This window comes from Mesorhizobium sp. WSM4815, assembly GCF_055811575.1.
On sequence record NZ_JBVVQS010000098.1, the window covers coordinates 344,979 to 364,730 of the forward strand.

The following is a 19,752-nucleotide window of genomic DNA, read 5'->3' on the forward strand; positions in this document are numbered from 1 at the left end:
TCGCCGAAGGCGACGGATGAGGGGTGTTCCAGCTTGACACCGACAGCGCTCCGGCCAGCACCCCTCATCCGTCTTGGCGCTGCGCGCTAATCCACCTTCTCCCACAAGGGGAGAAGGAAGAAGCCAGGTCATCCCCCGAGCGCTTTGAGCGAGCGCGCCATGTTTTGCCGGGCCTGAGCCTCGAACCGCTGCCGGAACTCCTCGGCGTGGAAGATGTGCGGGCGGGCGAGGAAACTCTTCAGAACAGCACTGCGGCCGGCGCGCCACATCGGCTCTTCCACCCAGCCATATTCGCGCCGCACCGCCTGTTCATAGGCGTCGAACGCATCAGGCGGCGCCCCCAGGATCGCAAGGTCCATGTCGAGGAACAGCGCTGCATCGCGGGCGGCATTTTCGTCGGCAAACTGCGGTAACTCATGCGTGGCGGTGGCTGATATCATCGCGGTGATGCGGCCAAGGCGCTGCGCATCGGTGCGGCCGGCGAGCTTTTTCTCGGCAAGGGCGGCACTCCTCGCCTCGTTGTCCTTGGCCCGGCTGTCATAGATGGCGTCGTGGAACCAGATCGCCGCCTCGACCGCCTCGGGGTCGTGCAACGATGCCCGATAGTGGCCGGCCAGCGCCAGCATCGCCTCGATATGGGCAAGGCTGTGATAGTGGCGGCCTTCGGCCTCATAGAACGCGGAAAGCTCGCGCTTCAGCGGCTCGTCGATCAAGGCTTGGTTTTCCATGGCCGCTTGAATTTCCGTGAACCAAATCCATTTGACGATGCACTAAAGAAAATTGAGTTCAACCGTGCTATGATCTGGCTTATAGAGCATGTCGCGCAAATGTGCGCAGCGGTTTTGGTGCCAAGCCGGAGACATTAGGCCGGAGACCATTGATGAACAGCGTTACGATTGCCCGCCCGACCATGGTGAAGCCGATCGACCCGATCTGGCGCTCGATCCGCGACGAAGCGATGGAGGCGGTCAACCGCGATCCGCTGCTGGCGGCGTTCCTCTATTCGACCATCCTCAACCAGGAAAGCCTGGAGGAGGCGGTCATCCATCGGCTGGCCGAGCGGCTCGCCCATCAGGATATCGGTTCCGATCTCATCCGCCAGACATTCAAGGCGATGGCAGCCGACGACAAGGATTGGGCATCGACGGTGCGTGTCGACATTCAGGCCTATTACGACCGCGATCCGGCCTGCGACCGCTTCATCATGCCGGTACTCTATTTCAAGGGTTTTCATGCCATCCAGACGCACCGGCTGGCGCATTGGCTGTGGAACCAGGGCCGCCAGGATTTCGCGCTCTACCTGCAGAGCCGGTCGTCCTCGGTGTTCCAGACCGACATCAACCCGGCCGCCCGGATCGGCAAGGGCATCTTCCTCGACCACGCCACCGGCCTCGTCGTCGGCCAGACGGCGGTGATCGAGGACGACGTGTCGATCCTGCACGGCGTGACGCTGGGCGGCACCGGCAAGGCCGGCGGCGACCGCCATCCAAAAATCCGCTACGGCGTGCTGATCGGCGCCGGCGCCAAGATCCTCGGCAACATCGAAGTCGGCCATTGCTCCAAGATCGCGGCAGGGTCGGTAGTGCTGTCGCCAGTGCCGCACAACAAGACGGTTGCCGGCGTGCCGGCCCGCGTCGTCGGCGAGACCGGCTGCGACCGGCCCTCGCGGCAGATGGACCAGCTTTTGCCGTCGCAGTCGATGGACCACGTCGTCAGCTTCGATATCTGAGCGCTCGGGCAGGGGCCCTTTGCAAAGGCGTCTTTCTCCCCGTCACTATACGGGGAGAAATGCCCGGCAGGGCAATGAGGGGCAGCGCAAACCTCAAGCGATTGCCCTGATTCTCTCGCCGGCTTGCCTTTACATCGCCATTGTCGACGTGCCAGAAGCGCGCTCAAACGAGCAAGACCGACGATCGGAGAAGACTTTTGAAGCCGGACGAAATCAGAAAGCTGGACGCCTATTTCAAGCGCGTCTTCCAGAACCCCAAGCTTGAAGTGAAGGCGCGGCCGCGCAAGGATGATTCGGCCGAGGTCTACGTCGGCGACGAATTCCTCGGCATCGTCTTCAAGGACGAGGACGACGGCGACTATAATTTCTCGATGGCGATCCTCGACATCGACCTCGCCTGAGCCGGGAGGCGATCGGTGCCGGCCGACCTTGAGCCAGCTTGCTCGCCGCACCCTCTTCTTCAACGTTGGCGATTGGCGAAGGAAGAACGAATAGCCAATCTCCCCCCTTGAGGGGGAGATGCCCGGTAGGGCAGAGGGGGGTGCTGTCCCGCCGACGTCGCGCAAATTTCTGCACTGCTGCGCGATCAAAGTCACTGAGCAGATTCTCGCACGGTTCGCTTCATCATCATCCTAATGCCCGGCCTTCAGCATACGCGCAGCCTTGGTGGCGATGGTTGCGTCGAGCGCCTGCCAGTCGCTCAGAAATTCCATGGGAAAGCGGTAGGTGAGGCTGAGATTGTCGCCGACCAGAATGTCGCGTTCGCAGGGCGCCAGCGATTGCGCAGCACTTGGGCCGCTCAGGCAGCGGGCCACGAACGGGTCCTTGCCCCGGCGATTGCCGACCGCCAGCACCTCGTTGAAATAGCCCGATTTTTCATTGAAGCCGTAAAGCGTCGTGCCGCCCGGACCGGGCGTGCCGGGCTCAACGATCAGGACGCTGTAGATCGGCGCGAAGCGGCCGCTCATGTCACGCGACATGACCTGTCGTTCGAACGACAGAAAAATGATGCTCTTGGCTGATCCAGTGTGGTTGAAATCGTCGCGGGCCGCCTCGCTGTAGCCGTCCATTTCGGGATAACGCAGATAGAGGTCGAGGCGCGAGGCAATGCCGTCGCGCCGCGCCTGGTCGAAGCGGATGACATTGGCCGGCACGGCGATGACGTTGTTGCCGATCACCACCTCGTGGACTGTCGTGTCGTCGGTATATCCGGCCATGGCGATCGAGCGGCCCAACCATTTGCCGCCAAGGCTGATCGTCATCGAAAGCACCACCAGCGCCGCGAACACGAAGAACACCCGCTTCATCAGCTGGGAATCGACGACGGTGAGTTGCGGACCGTTGGCGGTGGCTGCCTGCTTCATCGCGATCCCCGATTATCGGCAGCCTGTCTCAATGTGTCTGTTCCCTTGGGCTGTCCTTGAGCGACCCATGTGCGTGGCACGGCTCTTGCGGCACGCCTGTCGAAACACGACTGTGCGATTTCATGGTAAATGGAAGGTGAAGATGGGTCCGGTTGGACACACACTCGTTGCTTTTAGTGTTGCCTGACGGCGCTGATCTCTTGCGGTTGCACGGCGACGATCTTTGGCGTTGGGCGTCGTGCTGATCGACATTGCAGATCTTTCAGCCTGAGACGATTCGGAGGAGAAAAATGCCGCTCTATGCGATCGATGGAAAAGCCCCCGGTTTCGAGGACGCCGACAGCAACTGGATCGCGCCCGACGCTACCCTGATCGGCGACATACAGATCGGCCGCAACGCGGGCTTCTGGTTCGGCGTCGTCATCCGCGGCGACGACGAGCCGATCATCATCGGCGCCGATACCAATGTGCAGGAACACACGGTCATGCATACCGATGTCGGTTTTCCCCTGACCATCGGGCAAGGCTGCACGATCGGCCATCGCGCCTTGCTGCATGGCTGCACGATCGGCGACAACAGCCTGATCGGCATGGGCGCCATCGTGCTGAACGGCGCGAAGATCGGCAGGAATTCGCTGGTCGGCGCCGGCGCCCTGGTCACCGAAGGCAAGGAATTCCCCGACAATTCGCTGATCATCGGCTCGCCCGCCCGCTTCGTGCGAACACTGGACGATGCCGCGGTCGCAAGCCTGCGCGCTTCGGCCGCGCACTACGTCGCCAACGGCAAACGCTTCAAGGGGGGGCTGACGAAGACCTGAGGCCAGCCTTGTCAAATCTTCGGCTATATGGTTCACCGGCATCGTCGCCCAGCTCACCGTCCATTGGAGCCGCGCCTGGTCATTGCATCGCGCAGCAACGAAGCGCCGGCTTCAAAGCCGGCATTGTCGGCGTCCTCGAGGGCTGTCGTATAGTCGTCGATGCGGGTTTCGAGCGATGGGTCGGCGCCCGCCGCCAACAGCAGGCGGATGGCATCGACGCTACGGATGGCGACCGCATAGTGAAGCGGCGTCCAGTCGTTTACGCCCCGCATGTTCAGGTCTGCGCCCCCATCGATCAGGGTTCGGACTATTTCCAGTCTGTCAGCCCGGTCGGCGGAGAGTGCCGCAATGATTGCCGGAAAACCGCCGTGGTGGTGATAGTTCGGGTCCGAGCCCGCATCCAGTAAGATCGAGATGAAAGCGGCGGGGCTCCAATAGATCGCATACTCCAGTGGATGCCCAAGGCCGAGTTCAAAGGGCATCTGCTCGTCGAACCAGCCGGGTGAGCCGCCGAGAGCCACACCGAGGGCCTCGAAGTCGCCCGCCTTGAACGCGTCGTCGATGGCCTTGAACAGGCGGTGGCGCTCGCATCGATCTTCCGGGATTTCCAACATCGCAGCGATCCGGAGGTTGAATTGGCCGCCATATTGCTCCCGCCCGGCGCTGTCTGAAAGACGTAATTCGGCAGCTGATACTTTGCGCCGCTGGTACGCCGAACTTACCGCATCGACATCAAGTTCGTGATCAGACCTGCCTTGATGTTGAGCACGGGTCGATCGACCTCCGGATGACCGATGTCGTTCAGCTGATCGGCCGTCAAGTCGGCCAGTGCCCTGCGTCTTGCGACGGTGCGCCGCCACCCCCTGAAGCCGGCAATCATCATTGCTGCGCCCTTCAGGCTAGGTCCAACCAAATGTCTTTTCGAGGTGCGGGCGGCGCGAGTTTGCGTGTCAGCCATTTTTAGTCTCCCATTTCGAGATTTGCGGATGAGAGCGTGCCATGCGGCTGTTTTCGGGCTGTTCGGCTGTGCGTGAAAAAACGGAAAAGCCCGACGAGCTGCCGTTAAATCGGTGTTAAATCCATCTGCCGGAATGCTATTCTGCCGCGGCGGTGAAAGTCTGGAGACGGATCTGTGCGCATCAGGTTGCTGGGCGGCCTCGAGATTACCTCCCCGGAGCGCCGGCCCGTCCGCTTCGCCACGCGCAAGACTTCGCTGCTTTTTGCTGCCTTGGTGCTGGCGGGCCGCCGCGGCCATCGTCGCGAGTTGCTTTCCGAAGCCTTTTGGCCGGGACGAAGTAATGGGCAGGCGCGCAATAGTTTGCGGCAAGCGCTGGTCGACATCCGGCGCTCGTTCCCGACCAGCAAGGATGCCACCGTCTACATCGACGGGGATCAGGAAGCCATCGCGCTGATTGCCGGTCCGGATGACGCGGACATTTCGATCTTCGACCGCAAACTGGAGGACGGCCGGGTGGCGGATCTCGCCTACGCCGCCGACCTCTACCGCGGTGGGGTGCTTGCAGGGGAAGCCATCCCTGAGGAACTGGATGAGTGGTTTGGACCCTATCTGGACAGGTATCAGCGCAAGGCGCTGCAGTTGGTCGATCGGCTGAGCCTCGCGCTGCCGATACCCGGCTCAGCGGAAGAGACGGCCTGCGAAGGGCTGGCAGAGAGATTGCTTGCCTCAGATCCTACCGCGGAGGCCGCCCATCGGGCGCTGATCCGGATCCACGCTCAACGCGGTCACGAAAACGCCGCCTTGCGCCAATTCGAGCTCTGTCGCAATGCCCTGAGAAAGCATCTGGATGCGGAGCCGGAGGCTGAGACAAGCTCGCTGGCGGCTTCTCTGCAATCCCGCGAACGAATTGGATATCAGCGGCCCGCGCCGAGCTCTGGCGTCGTGTCGCTGCCGCAGGTCCTGTCAGTCCCAGCGAGACACGACGATCGACCGTCGGTGGCAGTGTTGCCGTTTCAAAATCTGAGCGGTGATATGGAGCAGGAATATTTTGCCGACGGTATGGTGGAAGACATCGTCACCGCCCTGGCTCACTTTCGTCACCTGTTCGTAGTCGCACGGAATTCGAGCTTTGCCTACAAGGGACGCTCGATAGACATAAAGCAGGTCGGGCGTGAACTGGGCGTGCGCTATGTGGTCGAGGGAAGTGTGCGGAAAGCGGGTGAGCGCCTGCGCATCACCGGACAACTCCTCGACGCTTCGAGCGGCCTCCACCTGTGGGCTGACCGTTTTGAAGGTACTCTAGCCGAGGTTTTTGATTTTCAGGACCAGATCGCCTCGAGCATCGTCGGCGCGATCACCCCAAAGGTCGAGGAGGCGGAAATTGAGCGCGCCAAGCGCAAGCCGACTGAGGACCTCGACGCCTACGACTATTATCTGCGCGGGTTGGCGTCCCACGACCGAGCGGTCAACACCAAGGAAACCATGGATGACGCTCTGCGGTTCTTCATGAAGGCGATCGGCTGTGACCCGGTGTTCGCTGCCGCCTATGCCCGGGCGGCGCGCTGCTATGCGGCGCGAAAGAGCAACCGCTGGATGATCGATCGCTTAGAAGAGACTGCCGAGGCGACCCGACTGGCAAAGAGAGCGATCGAACTTGGATGGGACGATGCAATTGCCCTTTCGTACGGCGGATACGTGCTCGGCTATGTAGGCGGCGATGTGGAGGAAAGCGCGGCGTGCATCGAACGCGCGCTTGGCCTGAACCCGAACTTGGCTGCGGCGTGGGGTTACAGCGCGTGGGTTCAAGCGTGCTTAGGTGAGCCGGAGAAAGCCGTCGAGCGCGCCGCGCAGGCAATGCGCCTCAGTCCGTTGGATCCTCGCTTTTTTGTTTGGGAATTTTGCACCGCGCTCGCTCACTTTTGTGCCGGGCGCTACAACGATGCTGCTGAGTGGGCGAAAAGGTCTTTGCGTTCGCAACCAAACTACGCGAGTGCGACGCGTGTGGCGACGGCAAGTTACGTCTTGGCCGGTCGGCTTTCGGAAGCCGAGAAGATGATGGCTCGGCTGCGCGAACTCGACCCTACGTTGCGGCTTTCGAATCTCGCCGAGGTGCTGCCGCCGTTTTATCGACCGGACGATCGCAGCAGATATATCGAAGGACTTCGCAAGGCGGGCCTGCCCGATTAACGCCGTGTCAGCGTGAAGCGAGGCAAACGGCTTCGGCACCAGATGGCCGACGTACTGCCGATGGATGCTAACTATAAGGTGACGGTTGACCGTGGAGGCCTGTGACCTAGCTTAAAGCTTAGCCGGACCGTCCAGAGCCGGAAATGTTCGGATGGTGCGCTACCGTGGGAGAACTCTCGGGACGTTGAGATGCAGAGGTGCAAGTCGGCTTTTCAGAGCCTGTGCGCCCTTGGCGGCCGACAATCGGCGGCCACGGCCTGTCAAGTTTCGTTTCAAACAAAAGTCATCTGCGCCGGCACGCCTATCAACGCGCGACCGCCGCTCCGCCATGCAACAACAATTCGAGCACTGGAGGGACCTCGAAGCAAGTGACAGCTTCGAACGCGACCAAAGGCTTTAGCCAGCACCAAGGCGAGGGGCCAACACCGCTTCACGATCTTAAGAACACACCCAAAACCGCACAGGCACGGCAATGTCAAATCCTCTTGCCGAAATTTACGCAAACGACGCAGATCTCGCCATCCTGGGCGGGATAGCAACATTTGCCTCGGTGGGCCTCTATCTTGTGCTCCGGCATATCCATATCGCGGTGCAACGGCGTCGCCTCAAATCAGATGTGAGCGAAGGCGGATCTGACCTCCCCGAGGAGGAGGAGGTTTCTTGGGATTGGGAAAGCCCGGTCGACCTTGCAACCGAGCCTGCTTCTTCTTCTCAGGTTGCCGTGCCCTCAGACACGGCAGACCTGGGTATTCGGCGTCAGGATGCCAATTGCCTTCGGTTCGGGGTGCGAATCGAGTATTTCGACGTGATCTCCGAAACTTTCGAGAGCTCGTCTGTGACCCGGACCAACGCTTTCGCTTCCGCGACGAACATAGCGCAATCCGGCCGACTTGCGACATCGATCAGAGAAATCGCTGGCTATGTTCATAGGCGGGTGGCGGCTGATGTTGCCGCTCTAAGTAATCCCGTGCTGAGGGCTCTGACCCGTATGCCGACGCAACTCGCCCTCGCGGAGAATCCCGACCCCACCACAGCGACGGCCTCACCTCCTCGCGTTCGCAGGCCGATCGGTCTTGTGCCCCGCTTTGGCGTCGCAGCAATCTGTCTGGCCGTGCCGCTTAGCTATGCGATGACGAGACAAAACTGGGTCGAAAGCGCCCCCGCCATTTCGCGGGTCCAGGGCAACGTCAATCCGGAGCTTTCGCGATCCTTCGAGCTTCCGGCGAGTGCTGCATTGGATGTGCGTAGGCCAGCCCAGGGAGACGAGCGCACGAGTGTCGAATTGCTCAGCCCGGATCTCACGGCTGCCCGGGCGCAAGTCGGAGCAGCTGGTGCTCAGGCAGCCGCAGCGAATGAATTGGACGGCCAGGAGCGCCGGGCGGCGGAAGGTGAGCGCGCCAGGAGCGCCGCTCTGCAGCGAGCGCTGCTCGAATCGCGCAAGGAGATCGACGCGCTGAGGACAAGCATGGCAGCCGCCGCCAAGGTACGCCAGGAGCAATTGCGCAACGAGCTCGCGGCAGCCCGTACAGCTGACGCATTGCGGCGCCTTGCGGGAGATGCCCGCACGATGCTGAGCGAGGCCACCAACTATGTCTTTACGGAGATGCCCGCTGCTCACCTGGAGCGTCAGCGAGCCGGATGGGTGGCGCGCGATCTATCGCGAGCGCAGGCGCAAATTGAGCGGCTTGAGACCGAGGCCGCCGAGGATCGCGCCAAGGCCAAGGCTTCGCTGGCGCAAGCGAGCGGAATGCTCGATGACGAACGCCGAAAGTCAGACGAACTTCGTGGCGAGCTCTCCAAAGTGAAACTGTCCAATGCTGCGCTCATGGAGCGCGCGGACGCGGCTGAGCAGGAATTGACCGGTGCCGTCACAGCGAGAGAACGAGTGGAGCAGACGGCAGCCGAGACGGAGCGGGCGCTGGCGCGACAACAGGCGGCAGCAGCGTCGACGCGTGAGGAGCTGAAAAAAGCTCGCCTCGAGCGCGACGCGGCTGAACAGGAACGAGCCAGGGCAGTCTCAGCGAGAAAGCGTGCCGAGCAGACTGCAACCGAGACATCGCAGGCTCTGGCAAGAGAACGCGCTGCAGCAGTCTCGACGGGGGAGGAGCTGAAAAAAACTCGCATCGAGCGCGACGCGGCTGAACAGGAACGAGCTAGAGCAGTCGCAGCGAGAGAACGAGTGGAGCAGACTGCAACCGAGACGGCGCATGCTCTGGCACGAGAACGCGCTGCGGCAGTCTCGACCAATGAGGACCTCGATAAAGCTCGCCTCGAGCGCGACGCCGCCCGAGCACTTTTGCTACAGGTCGCCAAGCTGAAGGAGGCTTTGGACAAGCAACGTGACGTCACTGTTTCTCTTTCCCGCGACCTGGCCGCCGCGCGCGCGGACAATGACAGGCTCAGGGCTGAGCGTCGCAGCGCCAAAATTGAGCCGCCGCTGAAGCGGCGCGCTGGCCGCGCAGCCGCCGCTGCCGGCGGGGTGAAGGCTGTCAGCCAGAAGACTGCACGCAGCAAGGCTCGCGACCCGGCGCGGATTGCGGGGGTGCGTTCTCTCACACTTCCCTATCCCCTCAGGCCAAGACAGGCGACATTGGAGTGATTTCCAAAACGACTGCGCGGTCCTCCTGTTGAAGGCCCAAGCTCTTTGAGATCATTGCGACACGTGTGTATTGCGAGAGTAGACTAGGATGAATCGAATCACCCCATTCGAATTCATTCTGCTCTCGTCGGCGAATAGTTCTGCGCGATACGCTATGTCAGCCCGATCACACTGCCTGTAGCATTCAATTCGCATTTGATCGGCGCCTGCCGCGTCTCCACGTTGCCTTGCCGTCCATAGTCGATGCTGACCTCGACGGGAGCTGAGATCGTATCCGGGCTCAACCGACGTATGGAACCTGCGCTGCTGACGCGCACACTGGTCGCGCCAAACGGGGCGGCGGCCGACTCGATCGCATCACGGCAGGCGCGAACGACTTCATCCGGGACGCCCGGCAGCACCTTGATTGGACTGACCGTCGATGGACTGTTGCTGGCGCTGGGAGGCTGAAGGCTGGACGGAAGGTCGAGCGACCGTCCACTTGCGGACCGGGCGACACTGGCGGCAGTGGCGGCCGTGGTTGCCGCAACTGCCGCCGTTGCAGTGGTGCTGGTCCCATCGTCATCCACCGGTGACCTGCTGCTGGAGCCGCTGGGTCCTTTGTGCGCGCCGTCTTTGCGGCCTTCACCGTGATGGCTGGCAGCGCTATTGCCTCCGCCACCATGGTTGCCACCGCTATTGCCTCCGCCGCGCTCGCCGCCGGCGGCAGCTCCTGCGCAAGCTACCGCGATCGAGCAAGCGAATGCGAAATATGCCCAGCTGAATCCAGGGAATTGACGCACGACGACCTCCATAAGTGCGTCGGTCCCAACCGTCTTTCCGCGCCATGCAGTCAGAACGGCGCAACCGCCGCTGCCCCCAGGCAAAACTCGCGACCAAGGCGCCCACGGAGGGTAACTAGGGGATCAATCCGGTGTATCAAGGACGCGGTGCTTGGTATGGGCGTCGTCCTGGTTGCTGGCGGGAGGGGAGGCCACGATCTGACCCCGTCGCTGACATTCTGAGGTGCAGCCTAAGAGAAGGCACGCGTCAGTAGCCACGTTGGCTAGAAGAACTCACGCGCCGCCCGCGCATCCTGGCTGTCGTCGAGCTTACCGACAAGCTCGCCGTGAGGCGCGATAAATTCACGCGCTTTCTCGACATCTCCAAGGCTTCGAAGACAGCGAGCGAGTTCCACAGCGATACGCAGTTGGCCAATCGCGGAACGCTGCAAGGTAGCGACGTTCGCAGCCTTGTGGAGCATCTTCTCGATCTCGTCAGGTCCGCCACCGCTCTTTTCGCGGATACAGGCTTCGATCCTAAGTACTTCGGCGAGCTGGAAATAGGTTCCGTTGTAGCGGCCGAGCTCGAGGGCAGCTTCAACCGACTTGCGAGCGCTGTCCAGCCTGCCGCTGTCGCCCAGCGCTTCGGCGTAAAGGCCTATCAGATAGGGCAGCCCCATTTCAGCGCCGGTCCGGCGAATGGCAGATATAGCTTCCTCCATGCCGCGCAGGCCGGCCCCCCGTTCCCCAAGCCGGAATTGCCCCCATCCAACCTGGAACGCGGCTTGGCCGACAAGGAGCGGCAACTGGAACTTCTCTGCTATCTGCAACTCGCTTTCCGCCGCCCGAAGCGCGGCCTCAGGCTCCCCCGCGAACATATGGAGGTAGCTGGTCCCCCAATACGCAAGCGCCATGCTCAGCGGATGCTCGAAACGTCCGGCGAGCCCGGTTGCGTCTTCGCACCGTAGCCTTGCCTTATCCGGCTCGCCGGCCAGCCAGGCTGACAATCCCGAGAAGCAGCGGCAGCAGACGCCCGGGTCATGACCGGAGTACTTGTACGTCAGATAATGATCGCGGTCGGGGTGGTAGAGGCCGATGGCGCGTTCCGCATGGTTCTGGGCCGCCGCGGTCTCCCCAAGGAAGAAATTGTTTGTCCAGAACATGTGCTCGGTCTCGATCGCGAGACCGGGATCGCTGTCGTCCTTAGCCATGCCAGCCCATCGGCAGGCCAGTTCCTGCGCCGCTGCCGGCTTACCGCTAAGCATGTAGTATTGGGCTCTCCCGCGCAGCGCGCTGAACAGACGCGCCTGGTCGCCGATCTTACTGCAAAGTTCCTCGGCGCGCTCGAACGCGGCGAGCACTTCGGTCGCACCCCAGCCACGGGCCGCCATGAGGGCCACGCCCCTCGCGAGCTGGAACTCGATCTCTTGCTCATCGGCGTCGGCGACATCGTTGCTCCTCAGCAGCCTGACCCCAAGGTCCAGTTGCTCAAGTGCACTGACGTACGCCGACCGCCTGATCGCCTTGCGAGCCGAGATCAGAAGATAGCCGACGGCTTCGACCCAGAGGTGAGCCTGTTGCGCGTGTCTGGCCAGGCGTTCGCTGTGCTCGTCAAGCCGGTCCGCGTAATGGGCCTTCAATTCGGCAAGCGCAGTCCTGTGGAGCTCAATGAGCGCCGACGATACGATACGTCCGGACACAGCAGTTCGGATGAGGACGTGCTTGAAGCGGACGAAAGCCTCGGGAAAAACCTGAAGCTCCACTAGGAGATCGGCCTTCTTCAAATTCTGGAGGGCGGCATCGAAGCGCAGGCTCGACAGCGTCGCCATCCTTCGTAGCAAGGGCACCGGAATCTCTCCGCCGAAGATCGAGGCGACCTCGGCTACCCGCTTCGAATCCTTGTCGAGACGTTCGAAGCGAGCGTCGACAATCGTCTGGATACTCGCCGAAACGACGATCTCGTCGACCTCGCCAGAAGGCCGGTAGCGGCCCGGCTGCCCTTCCAGCTTGCCGGTCTCGGCGAGAGCGCGGACGGTCTCTTCCAGGAACAATGCATTGCCTTTGCACGCATCCCCGACTGCACCGCGGAGCTGCGCCAGCTCAGGGTCCCTGCCAACCAGGTAGTCAAGAAATGCTGCTGCTTCGGCCGTATTGAACGCCGGCAGGCGGATTTCGGAAGGTCCTGCAGCGGCGAAGGCACCGCGATCGTATTCGGGTCGACAGGTCAGGATAAGCAGACAGCGGACAGTGGGCAGTGCCTGCGCCAGCCGCACCAGGACCCCCTCACTCTCGGCGTCTATCCAATGAAGGTCCTCGACTAGGAGAACGACGGGCTTCTCGCGGCCAAGGAAGAGCAGAAGCCCAACCGCTGCTTCCTGCATGCGCCGGGATCGCTCCTGGCCAGAAATGATAGCCCAGTTCGGATCCTGAACGGGCAGTTCCATGACTGCCATGATCGGATCGAGGAGCCGCTCATCGAAGCCTAGCGCGCTTTGCGCGGCCAGTACCTTTTCGATTGCGATTGGCGGCGCTTCGGTGTCGCCCACGCCGAACAGGGTTTGCAGCAGTTTCCGAATTACGACGAAGCCGCTGCGCAGGTCCGTTTCGAGCGCGCCGACCTCCAGATTCTCAGCATCATCGTGAGGGATGGCCCCAACGAATTCATGCGTGACACGCGACTTGCCGTGACCGGGATCGCCGACCACGAAAACCGTCTGACCTTCGCCGTCGAAGACGTCATGCCAGGCCTTGTTCAGAATCTGCAGTTGCATCTCGCGGCCGACGAACGGCGACAGCTGCGTTTCGGCGCGCAACTGCCAGCGCGAGCGGCCCCGCCTGATCTCGATCACTTCAAAGAGCCGCTGGTTCTTCGGGTATTCCGACAGAAGTGGCGCTGCCAGCGCTTCCATACTGACGAAGCCGCCAGCCGATGACCGGGTCCTGGCGGTTGCCACCACGAGATGGCGCCCCAACGCCGGGCTCAGCGTATGGGCCACGGACACCGGCCCGCCCCGCACCTCCAAAGCCCGGTCACGTGCCGGGCTGACGATCACGATGCCTGTGTCCAGGGCAGCACGAACGCCGGTCATCCAATCGCCATGGCGCAGCGCGAGCTCGCGCAGCGCGAGTGCGGTCCGGCAGGCAAGTGCAGCATGTCCTTCGAGCGGCTCAGGCGCGCCAAACGACGCGACGAGCTCGTTCTCGGAAATCGTCAGAACCGTTCCTCCGTTGTCGCGCACGAGTGCGGTGGCCTGCATGAGGAAGGGGTCGACCCGCTCCAGCGCGACATCGGGAGGCAGGTTCTCCATCACCGGTTCGGCGTATTGGAAATCGGCGCACAGGATCGTTGCCTGTCGCCGGGTCCTCGGGTCGACCGCAACGACCGTTTGCGCCTGAAGCGCCTCGTTGGCAAATGTCGACGCCTCGAGAATGAAGTTGCGGAACGCGGGTTCCTCGGCAAGAAGGATGTGATTGGCGCTTTCCAGTTCGACGAAGCGGGCACCAGTTATCGATCTGGCGAGCTCCAAACCTTCCGAGAAAGGCGCGACCCGGTCGCCGTTGGCATGCAGCACGAGCGCTGGCACATGCAGCCGTTCAAGCGATCGCGATATGTCAATGTCGGCAAAGACATAGCTCAACCGCATCGCGTTTTCCGGCGTGAGTGTCCGGCGCTGCAGCTCATTGAACCAATCCATCTGCACGCGATTGGCGCCCGGTATAAACAGGTTGGTGAACATTTGGCGGAACAATGGGTCGTCCCGACCCCAGCCCTGACGCATCAACGCCGAGATTGCTTCGCGTCTGACGATCTCCGCCGCATTTCCGCGCGCTCGCCATCCACGAACATATCCCCCCCAAATCAAGAGACCCGCGACCCTCTCGGGATGGCGAATGGCGTATTCGACAGAGAGAGCACAGCCTTGCGATATTCCAAGGAGGACGAAACGGTTGAGGCCCACGGCCTCTACGACGCATTCGAGATCGTCGACGAATGCATCGAAAGCCACATCCTCACAGACTGTGTCGGAAAGGCCGTTCAGGCGCCCGTCGTAGCGTACAAGCGTGAAGCCGCTGGACAGCCCGTCGATCCAATGTCCCCAAACTGGGCTTTCCCAATCGAAGTCGAGATGGGACATCCAGTGCGAGGCACGCACGATCGCTGGCCCGGATCCGCTGATGACATAGGCGATCCGGGTGCCATCGCGGGCATTGACGTAGCGTATCTGCTGCTTACCTGACGAAACCTTCGTCAAAGGCGACGAGACAGGTTCGGGCACGGGGCCCGCCAGCGGAGGTTCGGGGGCCGGCCGGCTAACAGGTCCAGCCGTCGTGCCACTTCGGATCGGGGCAGCGGCGACGGTCAGTCGAGCCTGATCGTTAATGCGGGCGATCTCGTCTGCTAGATCATTGTCCGGAAGAAGTGACTGCAGCGTGTGCACGTGGGGAAGCGCCCGCTCAGGCTCGTCGCCCAGGCGATCGATCAGGGCGCGTAGCGCCTTCAGGTGCAGAATCTCGGTCTCGTTCGAACAATAGACGCGCCAAGCCTCGAACGCCTGGCAGCGCGGCAGATAGAGGTCCGACAAGAACGGGCCGGCGAAAGCCGCAGCGATCGATTCCAGACGCTCTGTAGGCAGCGAACCAACCGCATCGGCCGACAGGCCCCTGATCAGATCGTAGTCGAGCCAGATCGATCCCGGCTTCAGTTGGACCACGTTGCGATCGGCCGCAAGCCGGGTCTCGCCGTCGGCATTTAAGATCCGGCGCAGCTTCGAAAGGCTCCAACGCAGCGCGCCCCGAGGATCATCAGGGACGTCCCAAAACATCTCACAAAGCCACTCGCGGCGCTGCTGCTTTTGCTGCACGGCCAGATAGGCGAGTAACGCCCGCGTCTTGCGCGATTGCGTTAGGGCCACAGGCTCGCCGTCACGGCGAACCGTGAGGTCGCCAAAGACCCTTACTTCGAAGGCCGAGCTCAATCCGGTTGTCCTAACCGTATGGTCGGCCTTACATTAGCGACGAAGCATTTGGGTTCGCAACACCCAAACCGATGGCGGACGTGTCTTCACGCCCGCCATCGCATTTGACCCGTACTCCGTCACCGGACCTCAGCCCTGCGAGCGATCTCGCAAAGGCGTCTGAAGTTAATCACGCGGTCGAGATGCTCCCGGACTGCCTCGAGCGGCGGACCTTTGCGGATGTCTTTCCACAGAGTGGATGTCGGGGTTGCATAGATACCGAATGAGATGTTCATAAAGTTGGCTCCTTGGTTTGCAGCGGACCATTCCGCTAAGTTCCTCGAACATGCGTTCTGCCCGTTGGAGACAGCGTGTGGGAGAGCATGGAAATGCGGAGCCGCCCGGCAGCCTATGGCGGCTTAATCGAGCGGCACAGTGTAGGTTGTTGCCGTGCCGGACAGGCAAATCTCGCCTGCCGAGTTTGCGACGGTGGTTGACAGCGTGCAGATCGGCTTGTCTTCCCGCACGCTAAGCACCTCCGCGCGTGCGACGATCTCCTCGCCGATACCGACAGCCTTGAGGAACTTCCACTCGACGCCAAGAAAGACGCTGCCGGGTCCCGGTAAGTCCTCGGCCACCAGCGCATTGAGAAGGCCGGAAGTGACACCGCCCTGAACTATGAGACGGCCGAATACGGTGCGGGCGGATAGGGCATCATCGTAGTGGAGTGGGTTTTTGTCGCCGGTCATGTCGCTGAACGCAATGATGTCGCTAGCACGAGTGATGCGCCTTCGCTCTGCACTGGCCCCGACTTCCGGTTGTCCGAACCGGACCCCGGACCATCCGGATCGTATGGTCGTTTGCATAGCCTTGCTCCTTGTTTTGTGTTTCAGATTGCCTCTAGCTGCGACGTCACTAGCCCTTGCGGCAGAGGCGGAACCTCGCGATCGCGCGCCGCCCGGGCCAAGAGCACAGCGACTTCGGATTTCATCGCCTCGCTGAAGCGCTTGTGGCGTTCAGGTAGCTCTTCGAGGGACCAGTCGAAGGCACTGATGGCGTCCGTGGTCTCAAGGATGGGCAGCGCGAGGCTGTCGCGTACTTCCTGGAACTCCCGCAATGCGGACTCGCGACAGGAAAGTATTGCCGTCGCGGCCCCTTCGGCATCACGCAGGGCGTCGGAAATACCATGCGAGGTCAGCGGATCGCGGAAGAAGCCGGCATCGCCGACCAGCATCCAGCCAGGGCCGTATGCCTGCCGCAATCGGCCGGGCGTGCCGCGGAAGGCCTTCAGACGTTCGCCACCATTGCCGAAGACCCGCGATCCCAATCCGGGTGCCAGTGCTGCCAGGGCAAGCTGTGCGGCGGAAAGATCGAAGCGGAACTTCGCGTCAAACCGCTCGGTCGGAACGGATGCGACGATACAGGCAAGCCCGTCATTCGTCGGTATCACGCCGCCGGATAAGTTCCGGCCGAAATACCAGTGGTATCCCGAGAACGCCGGCGCGGGGGCGTAGTCGAAGACATGTGCCACCGAGCACCGCCCCTGCACCAGCATCCGTGCCTCGACCTTGCGAGCGACAAACGAGCCGAGCCCGTCTGCTCCAACCACGATATCGGCGCTTATCTCGCGAGTTTGGCCGCCGGCATCTCTCAATGTGACGCCGCGAACACGGCGATGTGCGTCGAACATGAGATCATGGACCGGAGTATCGTGCATAATCGTGGCTCCAGCGGCTCGTGCTGCATCGACCAACATGCGATCAAGCACCGTGCGGCGTGGAGCGATCAGGCCCGGAATATCTGGCTCGGGCCGAATGGGCACCGTGACCTCCTGCTCGCCATAGTGAAAAGTGGTAGACCTGATCACCGGCGCACCGCTTTGGATCAACGGTTGGAGCAGGCCCCAACGCGAAAGCTGCATGACGGCTGGTCGCATCAGCGCGTGTGTAGACAGCGTGTCAGATCCATAGGACTGGCGGTCGACTGCCAGCACCCGCAATCCTGCCCGGGAGAGCAGCATTGCCGTCGAGGCTCCGGCGCAGCGCGCGCCGACGATGATGGCGTCGTAGTGAGAATGTGCGGGGACGACATTGGAAAGCATCGGAATGTCCTTATGCTGCCTTGAGGCCGCTCTGACCGAGGTAGTGTGAGACATGGTCGGCGATCGCTTGCGCGTCCGGCCCAACGCCTCCAATGAAATTGGAATCGCGCTTGCGCAGAAAGCGAAAGCCAAGCGCATAGAGGCCGGCGACGGTCGTTATCCCGCCCTTGTGGCCCAGTTCGCCATCGGTGGTGATGACGGGCAGTTTCAGCCATGAAAACGAGCGGCTGTAGCCGGTCGCCGATATGATGGTGCCGATGTCGTCGTTCGCGAACGACAGGCGCTTGAGGCAATTCGTCGGCAGCTCGATCGGGGCGGGGGCGCCGGCCATGGATTTGTGACCCGCGAACTGGTCGACCTGGCGAAGGAGCCGGTCCTGCTTGGCGTCCGCCGCCGTGATGCTATCTTTGAGATCATCGGCAAAGCCAATTGTCCCGTTCGAGATGCCTTTCAACCGCCCGGTGAGTTCGACTCCGATGCCCTGAAGGGTCGCCAGATCGACATTGGAGCGATCCGCCCGACCGGCAAGTTGAAGTGAAGGCTGTCGTCTGGCGCTGTCGGGATCTGTCAAATCGTCCAGCCGCTGGGACATGAATCCCATATGGTAGAGCCACCAGAAGATATCCTTGTCTCGCCAGATGCGCGGCAAACGCGTGTGCTTGCCGACGGACAGGATTACGCGTCTGCCACTGCGTCGCAGCTCGTCGGCAATCTGGACGCCCGACGACGATGCGCCGACAACCAGCACGCCGCCTGACGCAAGCTGGTCGGGACTTCGGTACTGCGAAGCGTGGATGCTGACCGGTTGGTCCGCGCTGGTATGCAGGGGGAAGGGCATGCTCGGCACGTCGCAATGACCAGTGGCCACAACGACGACTTTCGCCGACCAGTCGCCGGCGGTCGTCAGCAGCCTGAAGCCCTGCCCATCCTGTTCGCACGACAAGACATCGACGTACGAGCGCACCGGCGCTTGCGATCGATGGGCATAGCCAACCAGGGTTTCCACAAACGCGTCGCGGCTCATGTAGCCGTCGGGTTCGGAGCCACAATATGGGGAGCCTGGCAGCGCGTTCAGCCAATTGGGCGTCAAAAGGCGGAGCGAACGCCATGTCGAGGACCGCCACCGTTCGCCAATGCGCCCGCGTTCCAGAATGACATGCGAGATCCCACCTTTTCGAAGGCAATGGCTCAAGGCGATGCCCGCCTGGCCAGCGCCGACGATGACAACGTCAGCCTGTTCCATATTGTTTCCATCAATTTTGGAGGGCGACGGTTCAGACACCCGTCCGAACCGCCTTGCCGAGTGGATCACTGAATGGTTTTGACACCGACCGAAACGGAAACACCGTTCGTCAGCATGTCGAAGACCGCGGACCGTGCCCGTGTCTGCTCGACCAATTGCTGGAGCTTCTCGGACGGCGCATCGCCCTCGATTTCGAACGCCACCGTGATGTTGTGAAAGCCGTTTCGGACCTCGTCGGAAATCCCGAGGATGCCGCGCAGATCGATGTCGCCATCGACCGAGCACTGCACCTTGGTCAGCTTGATGCCGCGCGCCGCGGCGATGTTGGCGACGCCCGCCATCAGGCAGCTGGCGAGCGCATGCAGCAGCCATTCGACCGGGGTGGGGCCGTGATCGGCGCCGCACAGCACGGCCGGGTGGTCACTGTCGGCGTAATAGGCTTTGGCATGCTTCTGTTCCTGGCCGGCGCCGTGGAAGCCGAGCATGACGCTCTTGCTGTGGGTGCCTTCGACCCACTCGTTGTGGACGCGGAACTGGAACTTGGCCAATTCAGGCTGGCCGGCGACAAAGTTGATCGTTGCCAGAAGGTTCGGCGTGTCGACGCCGTTCAACGGTGGCCTTGAGGACTTGGTGGTGTGTTGCATCGTCTTCTCCAAGTGAATAGTGCGGCGAATTTGCCGGACCGCTTTCTTGTGACGGCGCTGCGTTTGAACGAGGGTGGTTGCGTTCGTGGAATTTGCCATGGAATTGCTGATCCACATGCTTCCACGCTACGAAACGATCTGCGAGACGTGGGCCTTGTTCAAAGCGCCAAAACCCTGGCGAGGTGATCGCCCAGGATTGCGCGGTTGAGTAATTCTTGTGTTGAAGGCCTTGCCCGACTTCGGGGCAACTCTCACGCCCGTCGAGCCGAGCCTGTTCAGCAGGCCGAGTCAATGTGGATCAGCATCATTCGCGTTCAAGCCACCGCGTTGAGCGCTGTTGGCAATTGTAAACCGCATTGACGTGACGTGATCGATCTCCGAGCGGCCGATGCA

Annotated in this window: 14 protein-coding genes; 5 read left to right on the forward strand and 9 right to left on the reverse strand. The window is 61.9% G+C overall.

Annotated features, from left to right (window positions below; translation table 11 throughout):
- Window positions 1–128: 128 nt before the first annotated feature.
- The gene (locus AC0L2B_RS22825) at window positions 129–728 is read right to left on the reverse strand and encodes an HD domain-containing protein (RefSeq protein WP_473746888.1); all 600 of its coding nucleotides are present in this window, start codon (window positions 726–728) and stop codon (window positions 129–131) included.
- Between the two features lie 152 nt (window positions 729–880).
- On the opposite strand from AC0L2B_RS22825, the gene cysE reads away from it, so the two are divergent.
- Complete coding sequence (gene cysE, locus AC0L2B_RS22830; RefSeq protein WP_023798183.1) at window positions 881–1,729, forward strand: serine O-acetyltransferase; 849 nt, start codon at window positions 881–883, stop codon at window positions 1,727–1,729.
- A 197-nt stretch (window positions 1,730–1,926) separates the two neighbouring features.
- Window positions 1,927–2,130: a DUF3126 family protein gene (locus tag AC0L2B_RS22835; protein WP_013531334.1), complete on the forward strand. Its 204-nt coding sequence runs from the start codon at window positions 1,927–1,929 to the stop codon at window positions 2,128–2,130.
- Between the two features lie 231 nt (window positions 2,131–2,361).
- Here AC0L2B_RS22835 and AC0L2B_RS22840 read toward each other — a convergent pair whose 3' ends face one another.
- Window positions 2,362–3,093, reverse strand: a complete 732-nt coding sequence (locus AC0L2B_RS22840; protein WP_473746889.1) for a hypothetical protein — start codon at window positions 3,091–3,093, stop codon at window positions 2,362–2,364.
- Window positions 3,094–3,383: 290 nt separating this feature from the next.
- Between AC0L2B_RS22840 and AC0L2B_RS22845 the strand changes: the two genes are divergently transcribed.
- Window positions 3,384–3,911 carry a gamma carbonic anhydrase family protein gene (locus tag AC0L2B_RS22845; protein WP_473746890.1) on the forward strand — a complete coding sequence of 176 codons (528 nt, stop codon included), beginning with the start codon at window positions 3,384–3,386 and terminating at the stop codon, window positions 3,909–3,911.
- A 53-nt stretch (window positions 3,912–3,964) separates the two neighbouring features.
- Here AC0L2B_RS22845 and AC0L2B_RS22850 read toward each other — a convergent pair whose 3' ends face one another.
- Both AC0L2B_RS22850 and AC0L2B_RS22855 read right to left on the reverse strand, forming a co-directional pair.
- Entirely contained in the window at window positions 3,965–4,525 is a 561-nt protein-coding gene (locus tag AC0L2B_RS22850) for an ankyrin repeat domain-containing protein (RefSeq protein WP_287259716.1), read from the reverse strand.
- 104 nt (window positions 4,526–4,629) lie between these two features.
- The gene (locus tag AC0L2B_RS22855; RefSeq protein ID WP_128246576.1) at window positions 4,630–4,869 is read right to left on the reverse strand and encodes a DUF1127 domain-containing protein; all 240 of its coding nucleotides are present in this window, start codon (window positions 4,867–4,869) and stop codon (window positions 4,630–4,632) included.
- Between the two features lie 174 nt (window positions 4,870–5,043).
- Between AC0L2B_RS22855 and AC0L2B_RS22860 the strand changes: the two genes are divergently transcribed.
- Window positions 5,044–7,056 carry a BTAD domain-containing putative transcriptional regulator gene (locus tag AC0L2B_RS22860; RefSeq protein WP_473746891.1) on the forward strand — a complete coding sequence of 671 codons (2,013 nt, stop codon included), beginning with the start codon at window positions 5,044–5,046 and terminating at the stop codon, window positions 7,054–7,056.
- A gap of 472 nt (window positions 7,057–7,528) precedes the next feature.
- On the forward strand, window positions 7,529–9,655 hold the full coding sequence (locus AC0L2B_RS22865; RefSeq protein ID WP_473746892.1) for a hypothetical protein: 2,127 nt from the start codon (window positions 7,529–7,531) through the stop codon (window positions 9,653–9,655).
- 1,045 nt (window positions 9,656–10,700) lie between these two features.
- Here AC0L2B_RS22865 and AC0L2B_RS22870 read toward each other — a convergent pair.
- The 5 genes from AC0L2B_RS22870 to AC0L2B_RS22890 form a co-directional block, all read right to left on the reverse strand.
- Entirely contained in the window at window positions 10,701–15,392 is a 4,692-nt protein-coding gene (locus tag AC0L2B_RS22870; protein ID WP_473746893.1) for an alpha/beta fold hydrolase, read from the reverse strand.
- Between the two features lie 398 nt (window positions 15,393–15,790).
- Entirely contained in the window at window positions 15,791–16,237 is a 447-nt protein-coding gene (locus AC0L2B_RS22875) for a MaoC family dehydratase (protein ID WP_473746894.1), read from the reverse strand.
- 23 nt (window positions 16,238–16,260) lie between these two features.
- The gene (locus AC0L2B_RS22880; RefSeq protein WP_473746895.1) at window positions 16,261–17,472 is read right to left on the reverse strand and encodes an NAD(P)/FAD-dependent oxidoreductase; all 1,212 of its coding nucleotides are present in this window, start codon (window positions 17,470–17,472) and stop codon (window positions 16,261–16,263) included.
- 10 nt (window positions 17,473–17,482) lie between these two features.
- Window positions 17,483–18,715: a flavin-containing monooxygenase gene (locus AC0L2B_RS22885; RefSeq protein ID WP_473746896.1), complete on the reverse strand. Its 1,233-nt coding sequence runs from the start codon at window positions 18,713–18,715 to the stop codon at window positions 17,483–17,485.
- A 65-nt stretch (window positions 18,716–18,780) separates the two neighbouring features.
- The gene (locus AC0L2B_RS22890; protein ID WP_027154473.1) at window positions 18,781–19,359 is read right to left on the reverse strand and encodes an OsmC family protein; all 579 of its coding nucleotides are present in this window, start codon (window positions 19,357–19,359) and stop codon (window positions 18,781–18,783) included.
- Window positions 19,360–19,752 lie beyond the last annotated feature (393 nt).